At 49.3% G+C, this 22,389-nt stretch carries 16 protein-coding genes and 4 pseudogenes; 6 read left to right on the top strand and 14 right to left on the bottom strand.

Annotation, left to right across the window (positions count from 1 at the left end):
- The coding region (locus HMPREF1024_RS01835) for an IS5/IS1182 family transposase (RefSeq protein ID WP_009309822.1) at positions 1–239 on the bottom strand (239 nt) is incomplete at its 3' end.
- 70 nt (positions 240–309) lie between these two features.
- Positions 310–1,551: pseudogene (locus HMPREF1024_RS01830) on the bottom strand (glycosyltransferase family 4 protein); the annotation flags it as partial.
- Positions 1,552–1,648: 97 nt separating this feature from the next.
- On the opposite strand from HMPREF1024_RS01830, the pseudogene HMPREF1024_RS01825 reads away from it, so the two are divergent.
- Positions 1,649–2,459: pseudogene (locus HMPREF1024_RS01825) on the top strand (polysaccharide pyruvyl transferase family protein).
- A gap of 196 nt (positions 2,460–2,655) precedes the next feature.
- Here HMPREF1024_RS01825 and HMPREF1024_RS29510 read toward each other — a convergent pair.
- A pseudogene (locus HMPREF1024_RS29510) lies at positions 2,656–3,349 on the bottom strand (IS256 family transposase); the annotation flags it as partial.
- Between the two features lie 159 nt (positions 3,350–3,508).
- Here HMPREF1024_RS29510 and HMPREF1024_RS0127670 point away from each other — a divergent pair.
- Positions 3,509–3,691 (top strand): annotated as a pseudogene (locus tag HMPREF1024_RS0127670) (HNH endonuclease); the annotation flags it as partial.
- 286 nt (positions 3,692–3,977) lie between these two features.
- On the opposite strand, the gene HMPREF1024_RS01815 reads toward HMPREF1024_RS0127670, so the two are convergent.
- The 9 genes from HMPREF1024_RS01815 to HMPREF1024_RS01775 form a co-directional block, all read right to left on the bottom strand.
- Positions 3,978–5,273, bottom strand: a complete 1,296-nt coding sequence (locus HMPREF1024_RS01815) for a histidine-type phosphatase (RefSeq protein WP_004222301.1) — start codon at positions 5,271–5,273, stop codon at positions 3,978–3,980.
- A gap of 13 nt (positions 5,274–5,286) precedes the next feature.
- Positions 5,287–6,432, bottom strand: coding sequence for a porin (locus HMPREF1024_RS01810; RefSeq protein ID WP_009309825.1), 1,146 nt, complete (start codon positions 6,430–6,432; stop codon positions 5,287–5,289).
- Between the two features lie 24 nt (positions 6,433–6,456).
- Positions 6,457–7,425, bottom strand: a complete 969-nt coding sequence (locus tag HMPREF1024_RS28090; protein ID WP_226060540.1) for a YdcF family protein — start codon at positions 7,423–7,425, stop codon at positions 6,457–6,459.
- Between the two features lie 812 nt (positions 7,426–8,237).
- Complete coding sequence (locus HMPREF1024_RS01800) at positions 8,238–8,777, bottom strand: DUF2857 domain-containing protein (protein ID WP_004222304.1); 540 nt, start codon at positions 8,775–8,777, stop codon at positions 8,238–8,240.
- Positions 8,761–10,236, bottom strand: a complete 1,476-nt coding sequence (locus HMPREF1024_RS01795) for a ParB family protein (protein WP_009309828.1) — start codon at positions 10,234–10,236, stop codon at positions 8,761–8,763. Before HMPREF1024_RS01795 ends, HMPREF1024_RS01800 begins: the two co-directional genes overlap by 17 nt.
- A 285-nt stretch (positions 10,237–10,521) precedes the next feature.
- Positions 10,522–11,589, bottom strand: a complete 1,068-nt coding sequence (locus HMPREF1024_RS01790) for an extracellular solute-binding protein (RefSeq protein ID WP_009309829.1) — start codon at positions 11,587–11,589, stop codon at positions 10,522–10,524.
- A 21-nt stretch (positions 11,590–11,610) separates the two neighbouring features.
- Positions 11,611–12,447 carry an ABC transporter permease gene (locus HMPREF1024_RS01785; protein ID WP_009309830.1) on the bottom strand — a complete coding sequence of 279 codons (837 nt, stop codon included), beginning with the start codon at positions 12,445–12,447 and terminating at the stop codon, positions 11,611–11,613.
- Positions 12,444–13,310 (bottom strand): ABC transporter permease, encoded by an 867-nt coding sequence (locus tag HMPREF1024_RS01780; protein WP_004222316.1) that lies wholly within the window; start codon positions 13,308–13,310, stop codon positions 12,444–12,446. The genes HMPREF1024_RS01785 and HMPREF1024_RS01780 overlap by 4 nt, the downstream gene beginning before the upstream one ends.
- Entirely contained in the window at positions 13,307–14,374 is a 1,068-nt protein-coding gene (locus tag HMPREF1024_RS01775; protein ID WP_009309831.1) for an ABC transporter ATP-binding protein, read from the bottom strand. The genes HMPREF1024_RS01780 and HMPREF1024_RS01775 overlap by 4 nt, the downstream gene beginning before the upstream one ends.
- Before the next feature lie 213 nt (positions 14,375–14,587).
- On the opposite strand from HMPREF1024_RS01775, the gene HMPREF1024_RS01770 reads away from it, so the two are divergent.
- Together HMPREF1024_RS01770 and HMPREF1024_RS01765 are read left to right on the top strand one after the other, a co-directional pair.
- Positions 14,588–15,418, top strand: coding sequence for a glycerophosphodiester phosphodiesterase family protein (locus HMPREF1024_RS01770; protein ID WP_009309832.1), 831 nt, complete (start codon positions 14,588–14,590; stop codon positions 15,416–15,418).
- A gap of 15 nt (positions 15,419–15,433) precedes the next feature.
- Positions 15,434–16,546 (top strand): ROK family transcriptional regulator, encoded by a 1,113-nt coding sequence (locus tag HMPREF1024_RS01765; protein WP_004222324.1) that lies wholly within the window; start codon positions 15,434–15,436, stop codon positions 16,544–16,546.
- Between the two features lie 178 nt (positions 16,547–16,724).
- Here HMPREF1024_RS01765 and HMPREF1024_RS01760 read toward each other — a convergent pair whose 3' ends face one another.
- Together HMPREF1024_RS01760 and HMPREF1024_RS01755 are read right to left on the bottom strand one after the other, a co-directional pair.
- Positions 16,725–18,404: a glycoside hydrolase family 43 protein gene (locus tag HMPREF1024_RS01760; RefSeq protein WP_009309833.1), complete on the bottom strand. Its 1,680-nt coding sequence runs from the start codon at positions 18,402–18,404 to the stop codon at positions 16,725–16,727.
- A 59-nt stretch (positions 18,405–18,463) separates the two neighbouring features.
- The gene (locus HMPREF1024_RS01755) at positions 18,464–19,903 is read right to left on the bottom strand and encodes an MFS transporter (RefSeq protein ID WP_072157864.1); all 1,440 of its coding nucleotides are present in this window, start codon (positions 19,901–19,903) and stop codon (positions 18,464–18,466) included.
- A gap of 426 nt (positions 19,904–20,329) precedes the next feature.
- Between HMPREF1024_RS01755 and xylA the strand changes: the two genes are divergently transcribed.
- Entirely contained in the window at positions 20,330–21,649 is a 1,320-nt protein-coding gene (gene xylA / locus HMPREF1024_RS01750; protein ID WP_009309834.1) for a xylose isomerase, read from the top strand.
- 271 nt (positions 21,650–21,920) lie between these two features.
- Positions 21,921–22,389 (top strand): carbohydrate porin (locus tag HMPREF1024_RS01745; RefSeq protein ID WP_009309835.1); only part of this gene is annotated, 469 nt, incomplete at its 3' end.

Genomic DNA, 22,389 nt, shown 5'->3' on the forward strand with positions numbered 1-22,389 from the left:
GCATCTTCCATCGCGCCATCGCTCAGGTTGTACCAATGCTGCATGCAGTGAATGCGTAGCATGGTTTCCAGCGGATAAGGTCGCCGGCCATTACCAGCCTTGGGGTAAAACGGCTCGATGACTTCCACCATGTTTTGCCATGGCAGAATCTGCTCCATGCGGGACAAGAAAATCTCTTTTCTGGTCTGACGGCGCTTACTGCTGAATTCACTGTCGGCGAAGGTAAGTTGATGACTCATGATGAACCCTGTTCCATGGCTCCAGATGACAAACATGATCTCATATCAGGGACTTGTTCGCACCTTCCCTAACTAACGGGCTGTTAGCTTCATCGATTTTCTTGAATGTGCGGTTGTTTTTTCGTTCAACTGCGACAAACCAAGCTTCTTTAATATTGTCTTGTGATTCAGCAAGCCCTGGTTTTATATTTATATTTTTTAAGCGATAGTGGATTTTTCCGTATAAATCGACAGGTGTAGGAATAAATAGAACTTCCGCATGATGCTCCTGCGGAATAAGCTCTGGAATTCCACCAACGTTTGAAGCGAGAAAATTAACGTTATTAATCAAGCATTCATAAACAGTATAGGGTGAGTTTTCTACAAGTGATGGAATGATGACTAATACATTTTTTCTTTTTATATATTCATTAGCGTTGGTACGATCATAGTCGCTGATGACATTAACTGCGAGTCCCAAATTTTTAGTCTGATTCATAATATAAGTAAATGAATCAGTTTTCCCCATAGTGACATTTTTTCCGAGGAAGGTTACTCCAGAAATGCTCTCTTTATCTTCATCAGATAGTTTTCTTAATGCACGCAGGAATATGTCAAGTCCTTTACGGGTTTCAAGGCGGCCGAAAAATACAAGCTCAACGCCAGAAGCTGGCTTTTCATTTATTTTAACTGTAACATCATCTCTCGTCACAAACCCTTGAAATGGCTCGCAATTTAAAATTACATGACGTTCTTCAGGAACATTCCAGTGCTTACTCAACATCCAATCAATTAAATACTGAGACGGACTAACAACTTCATCCGCCATTTCAACCACCATTTTCTCCATATAATAGAGTTCAAGATGGTTCTGATCATATGGAAGCTGGTAATTACCTTCATCAGCCCATAACGTTGAACTGTGAGTATTTACAATGAACTTTGTATTTTCAAAATCCGTTCCATTCTTTTTGCTTAATAAAGTGTAATAAAGATCTGCCTGCCACTCACAAGAAATAACAGTGTCATAGGTGTTATTTTCTTTCAACCAGAGATAAATTGAATAACTTTTCCTTCTAAAATACGGTGCATCAATATTAATCTCTTTTATCAGTCCGGTTCTTAGCAGATTGATACCAAAGGTACTATAAATACGTGACCAGTCGCTAAATTTCGATACAGATGATTCAGAATAGTCGCCACATGTATACAATACATCAACATCATACCCCTTTTTTGCCAAAGTAGTGGCAAGGGCAGTGAAAGCAGTACCAATACCGCCGTTACGGACAGGCCCCTCAATGTCCGGCGTCATTATAAGAATTTTCTTCATTGTAACCCTTCCTTTGTAACCTAGACTTTTCTATGATATTAGTGAATTGAAGTAGTGTAAGATAGCAGTCGGTAGCTTCTGTTAAACAGGATAAAAAATGACCAATATGAAGTTAAAATTTGATTTGCTTCTAAAATCTTATCATCTATCTCATCGATTTGTCTATAAGGCAAACCTTGGTAATGCTGGTGATGGTGTAATTGCATCTGCGACGTATGACTTTTTTTGAACGAAATGCTCTTACCTATATCCCTTACAGAGATGGCGAGCGCTACAGTTCTGAAACTGATATTTTAATTTTTGGAGGCGGAGGAAACCTGATAGAAGGATTGTATTCTGAAGGTCATGACTTTATCCAGAATAATATTGGGAAGTTTCATAAAGTAATAATAATGCCGTCGACAATCAGAGGGTATAGCGATTTATTCATCAACAATATTGATAAGTTTGTTGTTTTTTGTCGAGAAAATATCACCTTCGATTATATTAAATCTCTCAACTACGAACCAAACAAGAACGTATTCATTACTGATGATATGGCATTTTATCTCGATCTTAATAAATACCTGTCACTTAAACCCGTCTATAAAAAACAGGCCAACTGCTTCAGAACGGACTCCGAATCTCTAACTGGAGACTACAAAGAAAACAATCATGATATTTCGCTCACCTGGAATGGCGATTATTGGGATAATGAATTTCTGGCGCGTAATTCTACCCGTTGCATGATAAACTTTCTTGAAGAGTATAAAGTTGTCAATACCGACAGGCTGCATGTGGCAATTTTAGCATCTCTGCTTGGCAAAGAAGTCAACTTCTATCCTAACTCATATTACAAAAATGAAGCTGTTTACAATTATTCACTTTTTAATCGTTATCCAAAAACATGCTTTATTACGGCAAGTTGAAAAAGGCAGCGTATAATAATACGCTGCCTGAAAGCCATATAACTGTTACAGCATTGTTAATTATTGCCTGCCAGCCTTTAGGTGACTATTCATTCGCACGCCTATAGTCTGCAAAACTATCGATTATCGCAGTAAAAAACTTATCAATGAGTTTAGTCGTTGCACCGAGGTTTTAACTTTCCGCATCACTTTTCACGTACAGTATTTTACTGACTCCGTGTTTCTTAAATTCTATTGTATGCTGACAGATTTTCCCACTTGCGTCGTCACGACTTGAGCAACACTGGATACTGCTGATCCCATTTCGCTTCCAGCTCATCCAGCACCGTTTCTGCGGCTTCTTTCGACCCCGCGCGATATACCGGTTTCAGATCAGCCATAAAAGCTTTATGGTCATTTGAGGCCACGTATTTAATCGAGTTACTGATTTGGTGAATGACGCACAACTGAACCTCTGTCTGCGGATAAATGTTGTTTATCGCCTCCGGGAAGCCGGTCAGCCCGCCCACGCAGGCGATCAGGATGTCTTCAATGCCCCAGTTTTGCAGGTCGCTTAATATAGACAGCCAGAAGTTAGCGCCTTTACTTTCTGATAGATACCGGCCCAGAGTTTCTTTCTTGCCTGCCAGATTCAGCGCCATAACGGTATAAACCGTTTTGCTCTGATAGCGGCCATTCTCACGGACTTTATAGTGAATACGTTCAGCCAGACGAAGGGGTAAACCTTTTCCAGCGGGTGCTGTTGCCACTGTTTTAGTTCAGGGATAACTTTATCGTACTACACTGATGGTGGCGGTTGACATGCTGAAAGCATATAAATCTTCGAACTCTCGGCTAATGTCCTGGTAGTTAATCCCCTGCGCAAACAGCCGAATGATCTTGCGTTCAATAATAAATGCGATGATGCTCGCAAAATCCTTGCCGATCAACCCACCAGATGCGGCGGTTTACGTGGATCGCGATTTAACTATCACTGCTATTTATTTGTTCGAAAAGCCCATAGCTTTCTATTTATACTCAAGCTTCGCGCCATCAGATAGCTATGTCTTATGAAAAAACTACCGGACCATTTATCCAGGGAATGCATCATCGCCGCCATTCGCGCTTACGATGCAGGCGTTGCGCATCAGTTTAAAAGCGCGCGTCTGTATGAGATCGAGTTTGAGGGGCGTCGGTATCCTTCAAAAGCCATCGTCGGGTTAGCGGCCACGCTTGCGACAGGAACGGAATTTATCCTGGAAGAGATGACGGTCCGGCTTCGGCCCGTTGAATGGTTACTGACTGCTTGAGACATGTTCTTTGAACACAGTCAGAATAGTGCCTCGTTTTAGGTCCCAGTGGTGGTGAGTATGAAAAAAGGCCTGCAAAGCAGGCCAATGAGGATCCAAAGTAAGAAAAGCAGTGGCTATACCAACCATACTTCTGGTTGTAGGTGTATTGACTGTCACATTAAATCGATACATCTCAAACTAACTCGAAGTATTTATGGTACTCTGGCATTAACCACTTAGGAGAAATCTATTCCGCGTAGTTCTGCGCAATCATCGCAGTCTTATCGAGACGGCTATTAATCTGCGCGGCAAATTCATCTATCGGGCACAGCCAGCCGTCCGGACTGTTTTTACAGTGCAGATTAAGCTTTTGTTGCAGCGGTGGATTCTTCACATTTAGCGGCTCCAGCCGACGCATTTGATCCAGGCTTTGCGTCATAAAGGTAAGGCCTATATACGTCTGATGCGTTTTGCTATCCCGATAACGTTCAAACATCAGCGTGCTTCCGGGCGGCGTATCATCTTTCGGGTAGCCCTTCAGATGCCAGGAGACATTGAGCAGGGTTTGCAGTGGCGTCAGGTTGGAGTCATGGCCGAAATACATGACCATCCGTGCATCCGGCGCGCTGGCGGCAATCTCTGGGCTGGCGTTGGGGTCGTGGAAACCAGACCCCTTTTCCAGCGTATAGAGGATCTGGCTCAGTAGTTGTGAGCCAGCGCGGGCGGCGATATACGGGTCATGAAGTATTAGATCGAACTTAATCTGATGCAGTTTGTTGAGCCGTGTCAGGTCGTCAGTATTTTTGACGTGGCCAAACGCAACCTGTTCCAGTGGCAGTCCTTCGGCATATTGCAGGCGGAAGGTTTCACCCAACTCGTTACCCCAGAATAGAGGCCCTTCCAGCTCAATATTGCGATCCTTCAGGTTCTTAATCGACCATTCACCGCTGGAGTAGGTGCATTGATCACCTTTACAGTTGGGGTCAACGATTTTTTGCATCGCTGCTATGTCACCGGCATAACGCTGTTTTGCCGCCTCCAGGCTGCCACCCATCTTTTGTAAGACGCTGTTGCTGGCCCTGGCGACATCTAGCGGAGCGACGCCATTATCAATGGGTTTAAACAGTGTATCTTTTTTGCTGGCGGGTGAGCTGACTTTGACGCCACATCCGGGAAACAGTGTATCGATCAGGGCGTAAGCTGTCATACGGGTGCGCTGTTTGGCGCTGGTGCGGACAAAAATATCGTCGGCATTGAGGCAGCTATCTTTTTTAAGGAACTGGCGTTGCTGCAGGTAATCCCGCAAATAATCTCCCATGCGTGTGACGGCAGCGTAGCCGTGCATGGTCAGCTCGCCATCTTTGCCCTGAAAATGGGGGAAAGTTTCTGGCGACATTGCCTGGATTTTTGCCGTATCCATCTGTGGGCGGATACCATGGCGGTTCAGCGTTACGACTTTATCCAGCACCAGATCGGCTGTTGCGGCTTGCGCCAGTGAAGAGGTTAGCGCCAGTGCAATAAGACTTAGCGTGTAAGCTTTCATCATGATTCTCCTGTCAGAAATAATACCGTGCGCCAAGAGCAATTTTGTCGTCACTGTACCGATCGTCCGCATCATCGGAATCGACGGTCATGTTGCAGTACTCCAGCCACAGGATGAATTGTTTGTTGAAGGTATAATCGGTGCCAAAAATAGTGCGGGTTTCCTGATAATTGTCAGCCGCCGCATCGCCATCGCGCAGTCCATAGACTCCGTAGATACCCCATTTATCCCAGGTCCACTTAGCGCCAACTCCGAAAAGATCGACATTGATGGTGTCCTGATAAGCGGTATAACCTTTGCCGCTACCTTTATTACCGTTCTTGATTTGATAACCACCATAGTCCAGAGCCAGTGAGAGATTAATTTGTGGGATGTTGTACTTCATCCCTATACCCCATATATTTTCTTTGTCCGCTTTCACGTCTGTGTACCCGCTTTTGACGTTGGCATCGGTTGAACCATTGGTAGTCTGTTGGGCGATACCGGCATTTAATGTCAGATCCCAGGGTGAGTCGTAAAGTAGCGCCATCGCCCAAGCGTTATCGATATCATTGATATTTGTTCCAGTCTGCATGGTATAGGATGTTGCCACTTTTAGACCATGCCAGCGTTCAGACATAAAACGTATAGTATTGGATTCTCGCTTGATAAAATTATTATCTCCGCCACCAACACGAGCTATTTTCCCTCCGCCAAAATAAAGTGCCCCGCTGCTGCCATATTCATAGCTATAATCAGACTGATGAACATAATCGAAGGGGGATTTCACTCTACCAAAATCTAGTTCACCAATACCTTTGTAACTCAGCCCCCCATAAGATTGTCTGTTGTCAAAATGAAAATTATCTTCTGCTGCCTGAGTATCTCCGCCATATTCGAAATAGGCGATGGCGCTCAGATTCTTCATCCAGCTGTCGCTCTCGAACTGATCGCCCAGACCACGTTTAAACTTCAGCCCGATACGTGTACCCTGATCTTTTAATTTTGAATCGCTATCGCCATCTGTCCTGCCGCGTTTAGAACTATTTTCTAACATCATGCGTAACGAACCAGTAAGATCAAGCTTGGCTCCTTGTTCTTTATTTTCATAAAGGGTAACGGCTTGGCTATTCGCTGTAATTAAACCTGTGATTAATCCTGCAATAATACGCTTCTGCATAATCTATATCCTTGATTTGTTTTATCACATGGCGAAGCCTGGATATTCCTGACGGTAAAGCCGTAATACATCCCGATAGGTGGAGCGGTAATCGCCGCTACCGAGTTTTGGCGGTTTTTTTGCGTCGTCCTCTGTGGCGAAATTACTGTCTTTCCATGCCATTGATGTCAAATTTACCTGCCATGGAACATACAGTTTTAGCGCATTATTCATTAGTACCGTACCTCTGCGGATATGACCTGCTCGGGTCACGATCGTCGCCTCCCGTATATTGAAATTACGCATGATCATCGCTGTGTAATTAGCGTTCTGTACGGTGTCGTAAGAGAGCACCTCAGGTATGATGCGTGATGGAGCGATTCCATTTTCGGTAAAGTATTTCCACATCACTTCCGCTTCAACACGATTATTGCGGGGTACGCCGCCGGTAACGATAATTTTTGAGTCTGGATACTCTTTGGCCACTTTTAGCGCTTGCGCCATAATACCTTTTAGCGGTTCCTGTGGATTTCCTTCTTTATCAAGTTGATAACCCAGAACGACAATTGCATGATAGCGCCCCGGATGGGCCACCTTAGGCATATCGAAATGAATGATATTGGTGTCCTGAAGCACCTTGTCTGCTGCATCGAGGATAGCGTCATACTTTGCCGTTTGGTTAGGGAAATGTTGTTGTAATTGTTGGTGTAGTTTCCCGGTTGCCTGCTGACGTTCCTCTGGAGTTTTAGCTAAAGCGCGTAGATAAACCAGCGCATTATAACCTGAGTCAAAATCGCCAAATTTTTTGAAATTTTCCTGATAAAGAGCAATTCCTTCTTTAACGTGTTTGTTGCGTATTTGGGCGGCAGCATAACTGTTAGCAATTTTTTCTTCGTTCGGACTTGTCTGATACGCTTTGGCAAAACCATCTTCAATTGGGCCGGAACCATTAACACCATAAATGAATTTCCCCCAGTAAAAAAATGATGGCTCACAGCATAATCGACATAGCAATCTGTTTTCTTCTGCTTTATCGTCAAGGAGTCACAGTTTGATAAAGGGAAGTCTTTATTTTCATAATCTGCATGGGCGGCCTGCGCTGACTGCTGAAAAGCAAGAAAAAGGGCAGGTAGCAGAAAAAAGATTTTTTTTCTGTTCATAACAAAACCTTTAGCATATTGGATGTATAGGGGAATTCTATAGGTACAGACAAGTAAGCTTATAAATATTCGTGAGGAACATAAAAGAAAGTACATTGAATGCCATCCATTTTATAAACATCCCCATCGGATTAATAAGCTGGTTAACTCAGCAACTACTTTATGAAAACAAGCAGGGTTTTACATTATGAAATTGATTTCTCAATTTGAATAATTAACCAGTAGAGCCCGTTATGGTGTCTCTCGGTATGGGAATGCGGTATTTTCGGTTTTTTAATCTACAAGGAAAGGTCGTTCTTCTGACATGAAAAATAAATAGTAGCAGCCTCATGTGCTGCCGTTGATCTCATCTTTATATACAACCTTACTATAGATATGAGAGATAACATGGAGATTGATTATCCGGGGTGTTTCAATGTGGCGCTTTGTAAATATCGTAAATTCTGGATGCGAAATGGCTAGACATTTTAAGATCTGGGGTGGTTATTTGAAATGGCGATTTTTGTAGATTTAGATGCGCATTGTGATGACAGTGGCATCACTCTTTTACCTATTGATTAGTAGTGAATTGATTGGATTTGATGAGATGCTAGAGGTACTAAACCGATTTGCTTAGTTCATGTATCATGATAATCCTTCCATTTATGGAACTGCTAAAAGTGGTATTCAACGCGTTTCCCACTTCCGGATCAGGTTCCAGACGACGGTTAATGAGAGCGATCGTTCCCGAGTTAGCTGCATCATGACTTCCAGCGCTTGTATTGAATCAAGATTATCTACTTTCACCTCTTGCCAGCGTTTCCAGAGTGCGATTTCTTCTTCTTCATCTGGAGCCTGGCTGCGCCCCTGGCGAATGTTGATCCCCATAAGTCGACGGCGAGCGCTAATTTCGGCCGTCGGAATACCGAAGTAGTGGTTAATCAAGGCGATTGAGCCACCCAATTGCACTGCCTGGTTCACAATCTGCTGAAGTTTGTGCTCCTGTTGTACCTGAACAAGCATTTTGCGTAGAACGTCATGGTTGACTGTCACTTTTAGAAAATGTGAAGAGGTATTTGTCAGATATAGTAACTCATCATAGGAAAGGGAACATAGTTTGTTTAATTCATCATGATTAAAGCCCAAAGCTTCGCAATAACGTAAGTTACCAGCCTTAATGGCTTGCACCACCTGTGACAAAATAGCATGGTTAATCGTTGGTATCATTTTTTGCGTCCTGTTGTAATTCCATAAGCCGACGAACGATGCGAATTAACCGGAATGCTTTAATAAGGAACTGATCGCTGAACACGAATCTATTCTGTTCGCGTCGGATAAGTAGTATCGGATCTAGAGTAGCGGCCAGATCTGCTGTTAGGGGAACCCCATTGAGTGTCATCAATAGAGCTCTGCAGGCGCGGGCTTGAGTTTGGGAATATACATCTGGGGCTGTTGTAATCGCGCTAAGTTTATAGTCGGCATCGTCTACATTGTTATCAGGAAATATCTTACCGTCGATGCCACAACACTCCGCCAGTTCTCGTGCAACTTGGTTTCTTAGCGCTTGCAATGCCTGGGTTGAATCAATTAGGGGTGAAATACACCAGATATCCATGATGGGATCGTTGCTTTCACACATTAGTGTGGAACCCAGAGGCGAGTCTGGCGCAGAGAGAACCGTTTTTCTTTTGGAACTCGGTTTACGTCTGTATACAGTAGAACGTGCTGCGGAGGCCTCTTTCTGTATATAAAGCGGCGATTCCTGAGTGGGGCCGAGTAAGGCCAGGCGCTTCTGCTCGGAAGGATCCAGATCCAGCATCAGCAGATTGTAATCAACGTTCAGCGCCTGACTCAGTAGTCCTAATAGCTCATCCTGTACAAGTTCGAAGCAGAACTCTTCAGGCTGATCATTGAACAGCGATAGCGCCGAGGAAAAGATATTTTCAAATGAACCCAAATCATCGGTGGCATGTTGTTCCCAGATTCGTAGCGCCGCAGTCCGCATGGAAAGTAGTTTTTCTATCTGTGGACGCCCCAGCCCGGCATACAGTACTTGAGGAATATAGGGGTGCAGATATTCCAGAGTCTGTTCCATGCGGCTGATTTGTGACTGGTTGATCGGGTAGCCATCTTTCCTCAGGCGTTCCGCCAGTTCCCGCTGCGAGAGTTGATATTGCTCAACGTGCTGGTACAACTCTCGCGCTTTACTGATCCCCAGCGCCCGCTCAATAAAACTCAATTTACCGTGAAGATCGTTCTCTGCCAGATGACCGATCAGACATCGCAGTTCTCCATGCATAAGCTGTTTAGACGTCCCACCCCACGGTCGGTAAAGGCAATGAATACGCCAAAACCGCTCATCATGAGTTTCTTGCCATAGCTCATTGAGGATTGACAAGCGGGTATTACCGCCGTTGGCAATGATGTAATAGTCCTGATCGGGGCGACGGGTGATAGGTGGCGGCGTGTCCAGACCGCGCTGGCGGATCGACGCTTTGATATCGTCATAGTTGGGGTTGCGCATAACCCTGGGATTGAACTCGTAAGGACGGAGTTGGTCCAGCGTCACGATCATCGCGGTTTCCTTTGACGGGCGGGCACAACCCTCGGCAGATGAAGATTGCTGGTCAAAACAGCTTTGCATCAGGTGAGATTGAACGACCTGCGACGTTAGCTTCGAGTTCATATCAATCCTCCCGATTGGGCTAGTCTCATCGTTGATAAGATGTAGATGGGCCATGATGATTGGGGGGGGATGCGGCGCGATGGCGATAAACTCAGCAGTACCGCAGTCCAGCGTGTTATACCAGTAAAGTTAAGCTTGGTAGGGGAATGATATAGTGTCATAATTATAATTTAATTTTTAAATCAATTGCTTGTGATGATTTATGTCTGAGGTTATGAGTTCCTGAACAGAAACCTTCGTGCGATGTCTTTCCTGCGCTTACTCTTCAGAATCAATACTTAGGGTTTACTGCGTCATAACTTCATGGACGAAGACTCTCCTAAGCTGTCTGCTGTAGGCTTTACCGTAAAATTGTACTGCGGTGTCCGGACCGCTCAGTTTCTTCAGGGGAGTTGAACCAAACGCTTGATTCATTGCCTTCTGGGTTGATGGCAGGATCAGCCAGTTTAGGAACAGCCGTGATGCCGCCGGATGTGGGCTGTTGGCGGCAATCGCCGCGATGTTGCCGCCACCGGGCATCCCAAACTCCGGCACGTAAAATTTCAGCCTTGGGGTAATGGCTCCAGTTTTTTGCAGCCCAACTAGATGGTCTTCCCAGATGGGAATCAGCATCAACTCGCCATCGTTCAGGCGAGTCAGGCTGTCAGCGCCGGAGGCTGTCAGTGTTATGTTGTCGCGGTTAGCGGCAAACCACAGCCATCCTTTCTGCCAGCGTTTCACTACCGTTGGGTCAATGCTGTCCGTTTTGCTGTTAAAATCACCGCCCGTAATGGTGACGATTCTCTGGATAAAAGCTTCCCCCGCGCCACCGTTATTTGGGTCGTTATAGCCGAACCTCTTTGGATTTGCGTTAATAAAGCTTTGTAATTGATCCAGTGTCTGCGGCAGTGCCTGATTGCCAATCTGTTTCGGATCATAGGCAAAACCGGTCTGATTACCCCAGAACGCCACGGCATAACCCTGAGTATCGACGTTCTGAATCTGATGAACGGCGTCATCATAGCCAGGTAAATCGTCAATCTTTGCTAGCGCTTTCAATCCCATCATCACCGGCAACTGTGTTACAGACATGGCGATAACGTCGAGTCTGCCTTTCTTTTTGCCCGCTTCCGCCAGCAACTTATTAACATTGCCGTCGAGTCTGCCTTCCGGAATACGTACTTTAATGCCGTATTGTTTTTCAAATTCCTGCACGAAAATTCGCCACTGTGATTGCAGGTACCAGACATGAAAAGTCACGTTGCCTTCTTGTTTTGCTTGTTCCAGTACTTTATCCCAGTCGGCCTTCTCAGCCGCCATTGTCAGAGAACTGCACAGCAGGCCGCCCGCCATAATTATCACTGCTTTTTTCATCACATTATCTCCTGTAAAAGGTCAGGCTTTCCCCGTTGACTGCGACAGATAATTCCCTTTCAGCAACTTCTCGATGATAGCCATCAGGATGACGTTGGGGATCACCAGAATCATCGACACCACTGCCGCATCCGGGCGGACGAAGGAGTAGCCAAGGAAAGAGTAAAGAATGGTCGGGACGGTGATAAAATCCGGTGCGCCCAGTACGTATGAGATGCTGAATTCCTCAAGGCTTCGCACCAGACAAAAAATCAGCGCCGCCAGCAAGCTCGGTTTCAGCAGCGGCAGGTAGGCGTTGCTGAAAGTGCCCCACACACCAGAGCCTAAGTCACGACTGGCATCGATCAGATCCTGCGGTACAGCCTTAAACCCTGCCGACATAATGCGAATCGAATAGGGTAGCGTCAGTACCGTATGGCCGATAACAATGCTGATAAAAGCGTTGTCGATATTGAGATTGAGCAGCATGGCGCTGAAGAAAATCCCGATCAGCATTCCCGGCATCACCAGTGGGATCAGCGTCAGCATCTCCGCCACCGCCTTACCACGAAAGGTCATGCGCCCGAAGGCATACGCGGTGGGGAGCGACAGCAGAAGGCTGGCGACCGCTACCGTAGGTGCGATGGTGTAGCTGTTCAATAGCGCCTCTGCAAGCGAGGTTTTTTCCCATACCAGCAGCCAGCGGCTGAACGACAACACCGGCGGGAAGATATCCGGGTAGCTCCACGGATGGGCCGCGTCAACCAGCGACCAAAGGATCGCCATACCGAACGGCATTCCCAGCCAGATGAGGTTGGCAACCATGAAAAAGATCAGCGAAATCGTCACCACCCGACGACCATTGGCAGTGTGGCTCATTTGAGCTCTCCTTTGCGGGTTGCGAATGGGGTGATAAGCAGGGCGATCAGCAGCGTGCAGATGGCCGCCGTGACCATAATGATCACTGCAATTACCGCCGCGCTATTCCACTCGCCGTATTCCATGGCGGTGGCCTGCATCAGGCGTGACAGCGAGTAGGTGTTGCGCGGCCCGGCCACTGAGAAGAAGGCGAAATCTCCCAACGCGCCGATAAACACCAGAATCAGCGTCACCTGTACGGCGGGCAGCGTCAGCGGCACCACGACGCCGGTAAAGCTGCGCCAGCGGTTAGCACCGAGGTTGCTGGCGGCGTCCAGCACGTCGTTACGAATAGCGTTGACCGCGCCGCCGACCAGGATCAGGGCTAAGGGCAGGTTCTTCCAGATTTGCAGGATAACGACACCCCAGCCGAAATCATCGTTCTGCATCCGCAGCGGCTCACTGATAATGCCCAGCGCCAGCAGCAGCTCGTTGATGATGCCGTGATAAGCCACGATATTGACGAACAGAAACGCCGCCACCAGACCGGGGATAAACATCGGCGCACGCAGTACCGCGATAATCCCTGCTTTACCGACCATCGGTTTACGTAGCCACAGCGCTAGTGGATACGCGAAAATTACCGAACCGAATGCCCCCAGCAGTGATACTTTTACGGAGTAGAACAGGGCGCTTTGCAGTACCTCGTCCTGCAGCATGTTGCGCCAGTACTCTAGAGAGAAATGACTATCGCCTTCGAGGTTAAACCAGCCCAGACTCTGGGCGATCACCACATAAAAAGTGGATCCCATCAGCAGCAGAATGGTGCCCAGCCCGCTGAGCATCAACAGCCAGGCGAATAGCTCGTTGCGCCAGTTTTTCATGATACCGGCTCCAGAAAATGGATGGCGTTTTCCGTCAGACGGAAGCAAACGCGCTCGCCGGGGGCAATGGGCGGCTTTTTAATCAGCTGCAGGCGCACCGACAGTCCGGCGTTGTTGTGGCCCCAGGCTTCGGTGAGGTTGCCCATAAAGGCCATTTTATCGAGCGTCAGGGTGAAGTGGTTGTCTCCCGCCTGCGGCTGGCCGACATACTGCGCATCTTCTGGTCGCCAGCAGATATAGCAGTGCTCCGCGCGCGGCGGCCGGTCAGAGAAGACATAAAACTCACCGAGGGCGCAGCGTACCCGGTAATAGCCCGGCTGCTCTGCGGGCGTGACCTGTGCGGTATCGATATTGGCCGCGCCGATAAAGTCCGCCACAAAGCGGTTGGCTGGGCGGTAGTAGATCTCCTCCGGCTGGCCGATCTGCTCGACGTTACCGGCGTTCAACACCACGATTTTGTCCGACATCGCCAGCGCTTCCGCCTGGTCGTGGGTGACGTAAATCGAGGTGAGCTGATACAGCCGCTGGAGTTCCTTAATTTCAAAACGCACGCTCTCGCGCAGCTTGGCATCGAGGTTGGAGAGCGGTTCGTCGAACAGGATCACGTCTGGACGGGTGATCATCGCCCGCGCCAGCGCCACGCGCTGCTGTTGACCGCCAGAGAGCTGCCCGGGCATTTTCAGCCGCTGACTCTCCAGCCCTACCTGCTTCAGCGCCTCCGCCAGCCGGGCCTGCTGTTCGCCGATGGTGGCCTTTTTCTGTTTCAGGCCGAAACAGATATTGTGCGCCACGTTGAGGTGCGGAAACAGCGCGTAGGACTGAAAGCACATGGCGGTGTTGCGCTTTTCCGGCGGCAGCGCGTTCACCGTTTTATCGCCAATCAGAATGCGCCCACTATCCGGCTGATGAAAACCGCCGATCATCTTCAGCAGGGTGGTTTTACCGCAGCCGCTTGGCCCCAGCAGAGTCACGAATTCCCCCTCTTCGGCGCAGAACGAGATTTCCCTGGCGGCATAGAATTCGCCGAACGTTTTGGTTACCTGTTCCAGCACCAGTTTTGACATAAGCTCTCGTTTTCCGTTGCATCAAATGGGTGTTTAAATTTACATACTAAATATAAAATTTATGTGATGTTGATCGTTAAAACAAAAAAACCATGATAAACAATGATAAGTAAGATGTTTTAAGCATGATTTTTGTCTTTTGATAGAGTTTTCTTTTCTTATTAAATTTAAATAGTAAAGTTAACTATCATCTTTCATCATGAGGAGCTACAGATGGCATTTAACTTTCATCGGGCGGCAGAGGGAATAGTACTGGCCAACAGTCACCGTGGGTTTTCCACTTGCGCACCGGAAAATACCTTTCCAGCATTTGAGGCTGCACGCCTGGCGGGAACTCACTGTATTGAAATCGACGTTCACCTGACGGTGGATAACCAGTTGGTCGTCACGCATGATCACCGTATCGACCGGGTGTCCTCTGGTGATGGCTTTGTCGAGGAGATGACGTACCTTCAATTGCTGGCATGCGACTTTGGCATGAAATTCCATCCCTCATTTATCGGAACACACATTCCCCTACTGGCGGACGTATTGTGCTGGGCGGTGGAAAATGATATGGGGCTGATTGTTGAGGTGAAACAGCGTAACCGACACGATAAATTTGTTTCTGTACTGGTCGAGCTACTTCACGAGCAACCGGAAGCCATCAACCATATCCAGTTGTTAGGCTTCAATCATGTGTTAATAAATCAGGTGAAGGCACAAATTCCACAACTGGCATTACAGGTGGTAACGCTGGAGCGTTACAATAACCAATTGGCGGCGGTGCAACAATCAAACGCCTCATGTGTCTGTTTTGAATTTGAGTTCGCCCATATTGGCGACCTACGAGCTTACAAAAAAGCCGGGCTCGGAATACGGATGTTTCTGCATGAAGTGAGAAATGGCATGACTCCGCTGGAGCAGTACGACTATAAATTCGGCTGCGACAGTCGTTCGATGATTATCGGCTGGATGCAGGCGGGGCTGATTGATATGCTCAGCCACGACGATATTCCTTACCTGCAGGGGCTTATTGAAGAAGCTGGCCTGCGCTGGGGTTAGAAAAATAAGGACACCATGGATTCCCAATCTGAATGCCTTGAACTTCGTGGTTCACAGCGCCTGCTACTGGAACTGATCCGCAGGCACGCGCCGGTGACGCGTGCCGAACTGGCGCGATTGTCTGGATTGACGGCGGGAGCGATCACCCAGCAGTGTCGGGAACTGATGTTCTTAGGTCTGGTGGTTGAAGGAGAACGTAATACCGGCCAGCGCGGTCAGCCATCGCTGCCATTGCGTCTTAATCCTGGAGGAGGCTGTGCCATAGGATTGTCGTTTAGTCCCGGCTTCATCGATATGACAGTCGTCGATCTCAGCGGTCGCCAGTTGTTGTCACTTTCCGAAGCGCACCTTGAAAATCAGCCGTTGTCCGCCACACTCGTGCAGATCAAAACCTTGGTGGAGCAGACGCTGAAAAAGCGCCAGCTCCAGCACGCGCGTATTCTCGGCATTGGCTATGCGGTGCCGGGCTTTCTGAAAGCCGATGGACGCAAACGCCACTGCGTGCCCTCTTTGGAGAGCTGGCGCGATGCGGATTTACAGCAGACATTTGCTGACAATCTGCCGTGGCCGACGTGGGTGGAGAATAATGCCAACGCAGCTGCGGTAGGTGAGCTATACAGTGGTGAATGGAATGCGTACAGCGATCTGACCTTTATCGATCTTGGCTACGGTATTGGCGCAGGGATTATCTCCGGGCATAAAATGCTGCGCGGCGGGTTCTGCAATGCTGGTGAAGTTGGAATGGCGTTTCCATCAGGTACGCCGCGACCCTCATATAAGGATCTGCTTGCCACACTGGATCGCGAAGGGTTTACTGAAAACCAGCTGCCGGAGTTGATCGCCGAGCAGCATCCACTGCTGGAAAGCTGGTTTGAACGCTGTAGAGGTCAGGTGGAGCAGACTGTGTTTGGCTGTGTACAGTGGGTGGACCCGCAGATAATTGTGCTTGGTGGAGTGATGCCAAAACCGATTATCAGCCGACTGGTGGAGGAGCTGAACCAGCGGCTAGAAACTCGTTTCGATCCTAACCGTCCGCGAGTGAGGTTGGCTGCGTCTTCAATGGGAGTGCAGAGCGCATCAAGGGGGGCGGCGATGATCCCGTTGTATCAGGTGATAAATGAGGGGTGAGCAAGTTTTATTTGGTTTTTACGCAGCCTTCATTCATATCAGCCGCAAGCTTAATATACGTCCCGTCGTTAAAAACCCCTGCGGCGCAAGCCTGAAAAAATCGGAAGCGCATAACCGTTGCGTTCCCACAGTTCACAAACCCCACGCTACCTCACCGGTAGCGTGGGCCAGCTTTCTCTTACTTATCCCGCGTCTCGCCAGCCTCCCAGCTGTAGCTGCCATCGGCCGCTAACCTATCGCCCAGCTCCTGATACTCGAACTGATAAAACTCAGCCTGGGTGCCGTACCCGGCGTAGTCTACTGCCGCCAGGCCGACGAACGCCCCGGTAAAGAACCCGCCGTAGCTCTGCAACACATAGTCATCGGACAGTACCGCGGCATCCAGCAGGACCGGGATCTCGGTGAACGACACGCCATCGAAGCTGTATTCATAGCTGTAGGTCTGCTTGCGGACCTTGGTCCGGAACCAGACGTATTCCACGCCGTCCGGCACCTTGATGGCGTTATCTTTCAGGTACGACGTGTATTTTCCGCGGTTATTTTCGCCGACTTCGATGACCTTGCCGTTAATTTCATTCCAGGTCAGGAAGACGAAGCTCCAGTGGCGGTCGTTATAGTAGTTTGTTAATCCGGCCATCTGCTGGTAGCTGAAGGGTTCGAATTTCACCTTCACCGCGGCGTCAAAATAGAAGGCCTGCCAGCGGCGGGCAATCAGCGACAGGTCATGCGTATTGGCTAACGAACCCTGGCCGATTAAGGTTAATTTGCCGTCGCCGGTGGTGCCCATTTTGGCCGTAAACGGCACCCGCAGGGTATTCCAGTTCGGGTCGAGCGCTGGCGACGTAAAATCGTCCTGTTGGCTATTATCGCTGGCGCTTTCGGTGAAGATGGCGTCTTTCGGCCCTTCGACGAAGGTTTTCCCGCCGTGACCGCCTTCAATACGCGGCCAGCCCTCGTCGTCCCAGTACACTTTCTGGATCGCGGTTTCTCGGCCGAGGGTTGACCAGCCGCGCGGGTCGTAGATGGATTCCCCCGGGCGATTCCACGGCCGGGCGCAGAGCGAGGCGTAATACCATTCGCCTTCCGGGGTGGAGACCAGCGCGCCATGGCCCTGTTTCTGGATGTAGCTGTCTGGGGTATCGACGTTGGTTAAGAACACGTCGCCCGGCTCGGTTTCGAAGCTGTCGGCCTCGAGGGTTTTCGACCGCGCCACCACCTCCTGGTGGGTAAACACGGTGCCGCCCTGGGCGGCAAACAGATAGTAGTAGCCGTTCAGTTTATAGAGGTGCGGCCCCTCGACCAGCGCCACGGCGGTGCCGCGGTAGATGGTGCGCGCGGTTTCCGGCATTAACTTCAGCGTCTTGGTATCCAGCTCCGTTAAGGTAATGCCATCGAAGGGGTGATGGTACTCCCGGTGATCCCAGGTTTGCTGGACGATATATTTCCGGCCATCGTCGTCATGGAACAGCGAGGCGTCAAACCCGACGCCGTTCAGCTTGATCGGGTCGCTCCACGGGCCCCGAATATCCTTCGCCGTGGTCAGGTAGTTGGTCATGTCTTTAAAGGCGCCTTCGGTGACCTTCACATCGGTATACACCAACCAGAATTGTCCATCGGCCCAGGAGAGCGCCGGCGCCCAAATGCCGCCGGAGGAGGGGTTGCCCTTCATGTCCAGCAGGGTGGTAGTGGAGAGCGGCGAAGGCAGCAGGTTCCAGTTTTTCAGGTCTTTCGACTCATGTAAACGCACGCCCGGGAACCACTCAAACGTCGAGTTGGCAATATAGTACGTATCCTCGACGCGAATAATACTGGGGTCGGCATTAAAGCCGCGTAATATCGGGTTTTGAATAAGTGACATTTCATTACACCTTTTAAAATGGAAAGTTAAGGATCGGTCTGATTTATAATTTTTTTTAACTACACGCGGATCTCATCCAGCTGACGGTTGATGTCGGTAACATGTTTATCGGAGATCGGATAAACCTGCATGATCACCATCGAAATAGCGGCCAGCGCGATTGGGATCCACACCGCGGTCATAATGATCCCATCGATGGCGCTGGCGCTCTGCACGGCGCCGCTTTCATTAAATCCATACACCGCCAGCAGCCACAGCGGGATCGCGCCGCCGATGGTGAAGCCGATCTTGAAGAAGAGTCCCATAATGGCATTGATAATGGCGGCATTGCGTTTGCCAGATTTTAATTCGCCGTACGCGATAACTTCCGGTACCAGCGCCCACATAAAGCCGGTGGCGGAGGTTAAGCCCCACTGTTTAATAAAGGTGGCGATGTAGGCCAGCCACAGGGCGTCGTGCATCCCTTCGCGGGACCAGGCGTAGGTCAGCAGTTCGCCGACGATGAACATGGCGAGGAACAGATGGAAGAAGCCTTTTTTACCAAAGATTTTTTTCAGTTTCGGCCAGAACACCGGGAAGGCGATGCCGGGAATAGACGCGACGAGGCCCACGGCGCCCATCCATTCGGAGTGGCCGACGACGAACTGGTTGAAGAAGCCGTTAACGGTGTTCATGAAGAACATGAAGGTAAAGGCCAGCATAAAGAACATGCCGAGAATAACCAGCGGACGGTTATGTCTGAGCTCGTGGAAAAGGTCGGTAGTTTTGACGTTGGCGGTCTGCTCGGCGGTCGCGACAACGCGTTCTTTGGTGCATTTGTAGCAGATAAACAGGGCCACCGCGCCGATGATCATATAGATGGCGTACACGCCGAACCAGGCGTAGTTCGCCGACGGATCGGTATAGTTGCCCAGATTCAGCTCAAGGCCGAAAAAGCCGGTGTCTTTCAGGCTACGATCTTTCGGCGCCGCCATCTGCACAAACATCGGGAACAGGGTATAGACCAGCAGGTTGGCGCTGTTGGCCAGCATCATGCGGGTACTGGTCAGCTTATCGATCGATTCCGGGTCGCGGGTCAGCGAGGCATTCAGCGAGCCATAGGGAATATTGACTAAGGAATAAACCAGGTCCAGCGCCAGATAAATAATAAAGGCGAAAGCCACCGAACCTTTCACTCCGGGGATTGGCGCGAACAGTAATGCCGACAGGATCACCAGCGGCACGCCGGCTCGTAAAAGCCAGGGGCGATATTTTCCTGCCTTCGAGGTTCGTTTATCCACGTAGGTTCCGACCATCGGATCCCAAAACACATTAATGATGCGGACAAAAAGAAAAATAAAGCCTGCCGTTGCCGTGCTGATAGTATTTACCGTCAGCATATGCAAAGCCAGAAAACCCCCAATTGTGCCGAAAACCAGGTTTTGCGCAAAGTCGCCCATGCCATAACCAATTCGTTCACCACGGGTTAATTTATGATATTCATCATGCCGACTGTGCATTATGTTTTTACTCATTCTAAGCAGACTCCGGTTTGTTTTGTGTAGGTGAAACACTTTCTGACACAGTTGACCTGGAAGAATCTATTACGTTTTTAAATTACGTAATTATGTTTTTTTACTTCTGTGATCCTCGAAGCAAAGGCCTGTATCGCCTGCGTTGAACCGTTATCCGCCGCTAATTTTTTGGCAGGCGGGCATTGTGACAAAACCGGCATTTTAATTTGGTATGGATACCTGAATTCCCCAGGAAGTGTACGCTATACGCGCGCGAAGCGAGATATTTAAAATAGTTTTATTTGCGAGATGGCTCACATTTGAGCATTTTCTCAATCGCCGAGTGAAATAACGTAATTGAGCAACCGACGATGAGAATACACGATGTGTCACAGTTGTTAATTTTCCTGTTTCTCAATTTCGGAGTTCATCATGCAAACCTATTTCGACCAGGTTGATCGCGTTCGCTTTGCCGGACCCAAAACCGATAATCCGCTGGCGTTTCGCCACTATAATCCGGATGAAATCGTGCTGGGAAAACGCATGGCAGATCATCTGCGTTTTGCCGCCTGTTACTGGCATAATTTCTGCTGGAATGGCGCGGATATGTTTGGCGCCGGCTCGTTTGAGCGTCCCTGGCAGGCCGCGGGCGATGCGCTGGAAATGGCCAAACGCAAAGCGGACGTGGCGTTTGAATTTTTCTACAAGCTCAACGTGCCGTATTACTGCTTCCACGATGTCGACGTCTCGCCAGAAGGCGCGTCGCTGAAAGAGTATTTGCATAATTTCGCCATCATGACCGAGGTGCTGGCGGAGAAACAGCAGCAAACCGGCGTGAAACTGCTGTGGGGCACCGCCAACTGCTTTACCCACCCGCGCTACGGCGCCGGGGCGGCGACCAACCCCGATCCGGAGGTGTTTGCCTGGGCGGCCACGCAGGTGGTGACCGCCATGAACGCTACCCACCAGCTCGGCGGCGAAAACTATGTTCTGTGGGGCGGCCGCGAAGGTTACGAGTCCCTGCTGAATACCGACCTGCGCCAGGAGCGTGAGCAGATTGGCCGCTTCCTGCAGATGGTGGTGGAGCACAAGCATAAGATTGGCTTTGGCGGCACGCTGCTTATCGAGCCGAAACCGCAGGAGCCCACCAAGCATCAGTACGATTACGATGTCGCGACGGTGTATGGTTTCCTGAAGCAGTTTGGTCTGGAAAATGAGATCAAGGTGAACATTGAAGCCAACCACGCCACCCTGGCGGGGCACTCTTTCCACCATGAAATCGCCAGCGCCATCGCGCTGGGCATTTTCGGCTCCGTTGATGCCAACCGCGGCGATGCGCAGCTCGGCTGGGATACCGATCAGTTCCCGAACAGCGTGGAAGAAAATACCCTGGTGATGTATGAGATCCTCAAAGCCGGGGGATTCACCACCGGCGGCCTGAACTTTGACGCCAAAGTTCGCCGGCAGAGCACCGACAAATACGACATGTTCTATGGCCATATTGGCGCCATGGACGTGATGGCGCTGTCCCTCAAGCTGGCCGCGCGCATGATTGAGGATGGCAAGCTCGATCAGGGTCTGGCAAAACGCTATGCCGACTGGCAGGGCGAGCTGGGGCAGAAAATTATGAGCGGGCAGATGTCGCTGGATAATATTGCCCGATACGCTGAGCAGCATAATCTGAATCCGCAGCCTCAGAGCGGGCGTCAGGAATTACTCGAAAATCTCGTCAATACCTATATCTTTGGTTAATTTTTGCTGACATGCTCCCGCGGGGGCATGTATTCCGCCGTCTATCCGCTGCCGGGAAATAGCGTTTATTGGTTCGTGCTGTGTTTTTTTTGTCAGTGGCGAAAGACCACCTGTTTAATATCAGCGAAGGAGGAAGGGTAACGATAATTGTGTAATGCCTCTGTGCCCGTACAAAATAAAAAATAACTTGTTCTGATGATAGCGACATATTCTGTCAGCTCAGAATAGGCTGGTTATTGTCTGAATAAAATTAACCTATATTGAGAAACTCATGACAATGATAAAAAAACTTCCATTCACCATGGCGGTTATCGCCGCGTTTTTTCCGCTTACCTCTGTAATGGCGCAAGAATTTACTCAGGAACAGATCGACGCCATCGTCGCCAAAGCCGTTGATAAAGCGCTGGCCGAACGCCAGGCAAAAATCGACGCCGCGGCCGACAAAAAGGTCGACGTGATCACCAACCCGCAGACCACCGCCGCCTCGCCGGATATGGCCATTCCGTTCGGCCTCAAGTTCAGCGGCTACGCCCGCTATGGCGCCCACTTCCAGACCGGCGACCAGAAATATGTCGGCGTCGACGGCTCCTATAACGGCGCCTCGGCGATCGGCCGCCTGGGCAACGAAAGCAACGGCGGCGAATTCCAGATCAGCAAGGCCTTCAAAAGCGCGCAGGGGGCTATCTGGGATCTTAACGTGATGTTCGACCACTGGAGCGACGAAGTTAACCTGAAGAAGG

It is taken from the genome of Klebsiella sp. 4_1_44FAA (assembly GCF_000238715.1).
Lineage (GTDB): Bacteria > Pseudomonadota > Gammaproteobacteria > Enterobacterales > Enterobacteriaceae > Klebsiella > Klebsiella pneumoniae.

What these genes read in the sequence shown, in the direction of transcription:
- HMPREF1024_RS01770 (WP_009309832.1), top strand. Translation starts at nt 14,588, where the DNA reads ATGGCATTTAACTTTCATCGGGCGGCAGAGGGAATAGTACTGGCCAAC.
- HMPREF1024_RS01775 (WP_009309831.1), bottom strand. Translation starts at nt 14,374, where the DNA reads ATGTCAAAACTGGTGCTGGAACAGGTAACCAAAACGTTCGGCGAATTC.
- HMPREF1024_RS01790 (WP_009309829.1), bottom strand. Translation starts at nt 11,589, where the DNA reads ATGAAAAAAGCAGTGATAATTATGGCGGGCGGCCTGCTGTGCAGTTCT.
- HMPREF1024_RS01800 (WP_004222304.1), bottom strand. Translation starts at nt 8,777, where the DNA reads ATGATACCAACGATTAACCATGCTATTTTGTCACAGGTGGTGCAAGCC.
- xylA (WP_009309834.1), top strand. Translation starts at nt 20,330, where the DNA reads ATGCAAACCTATTTCGACCAGGTTGATCGCGTTCGCTTTGCCGGACCC.
- HMPREF1024_RS01810 (WP_009309825.1), bottom strand. Translation starts at nt 6,432, where the DNA reads ATGCAGAAGCGTATTATTGCAGGATTAATCACAGGTTTAATTACAGCG.
- HMPREF1024_RS01765 (WP_004222324.1), top strand. Translation starts at nt 15,434, where the DNA reads ATGGATTCCCAATCTGAATGCCTTGAACTTCGTGGTTCACAGCGCCTG.
- HMPREF1024_RS01795 (WP_009309828.1), bottom strand. Translation starts at nt 10,236, where the DNA reads ATGAACTCGAAGCTAACGTCGCAGGTCGTTCAATCTCACCTGATGCAA.
- HMPREF1024_RS01815 (WP_004222301.1), bottom strand. Translation starts at nt 5,273, where the DNA reads ATGAAAGCTTACACGCTAAGTCTTATTGCACTGGCGCTAACCTCTTCA.
- HMPREF1024_RS01785 (WP_009309830.1), bottom strand. Translation starts at nt 12,447, where the DNA reads ATGAGCCACACTGCCAATGGTCGTCGGGTGGTGACGATTTCGCTGATC.
- HMPREF1024_RS01760 (WP_009309833.1), bottom strand. Translation starts at nt 18,404, where the DNA reads ATGTCACTTATTCAAAACCCGATATTACGCGGCTTTAATGCCGACCCC.
- HMPREF1024_RS01780 (WP_004222316.1), bottom strand. Translation starts at nt 13,310, where the DNA reads ATGAAAAACTGGCGCAACGAGCTATTCGCCTGGCTGTTGATGCTCAGC.
- HMPREF1024_RS01755 (WP_072157864.1), bottom strand. Translation starts at nt 19,903, where the DNA reads ATGCACAGTCGGCATGATGAATATCATAAATTAACCCGTGGTGAACGA.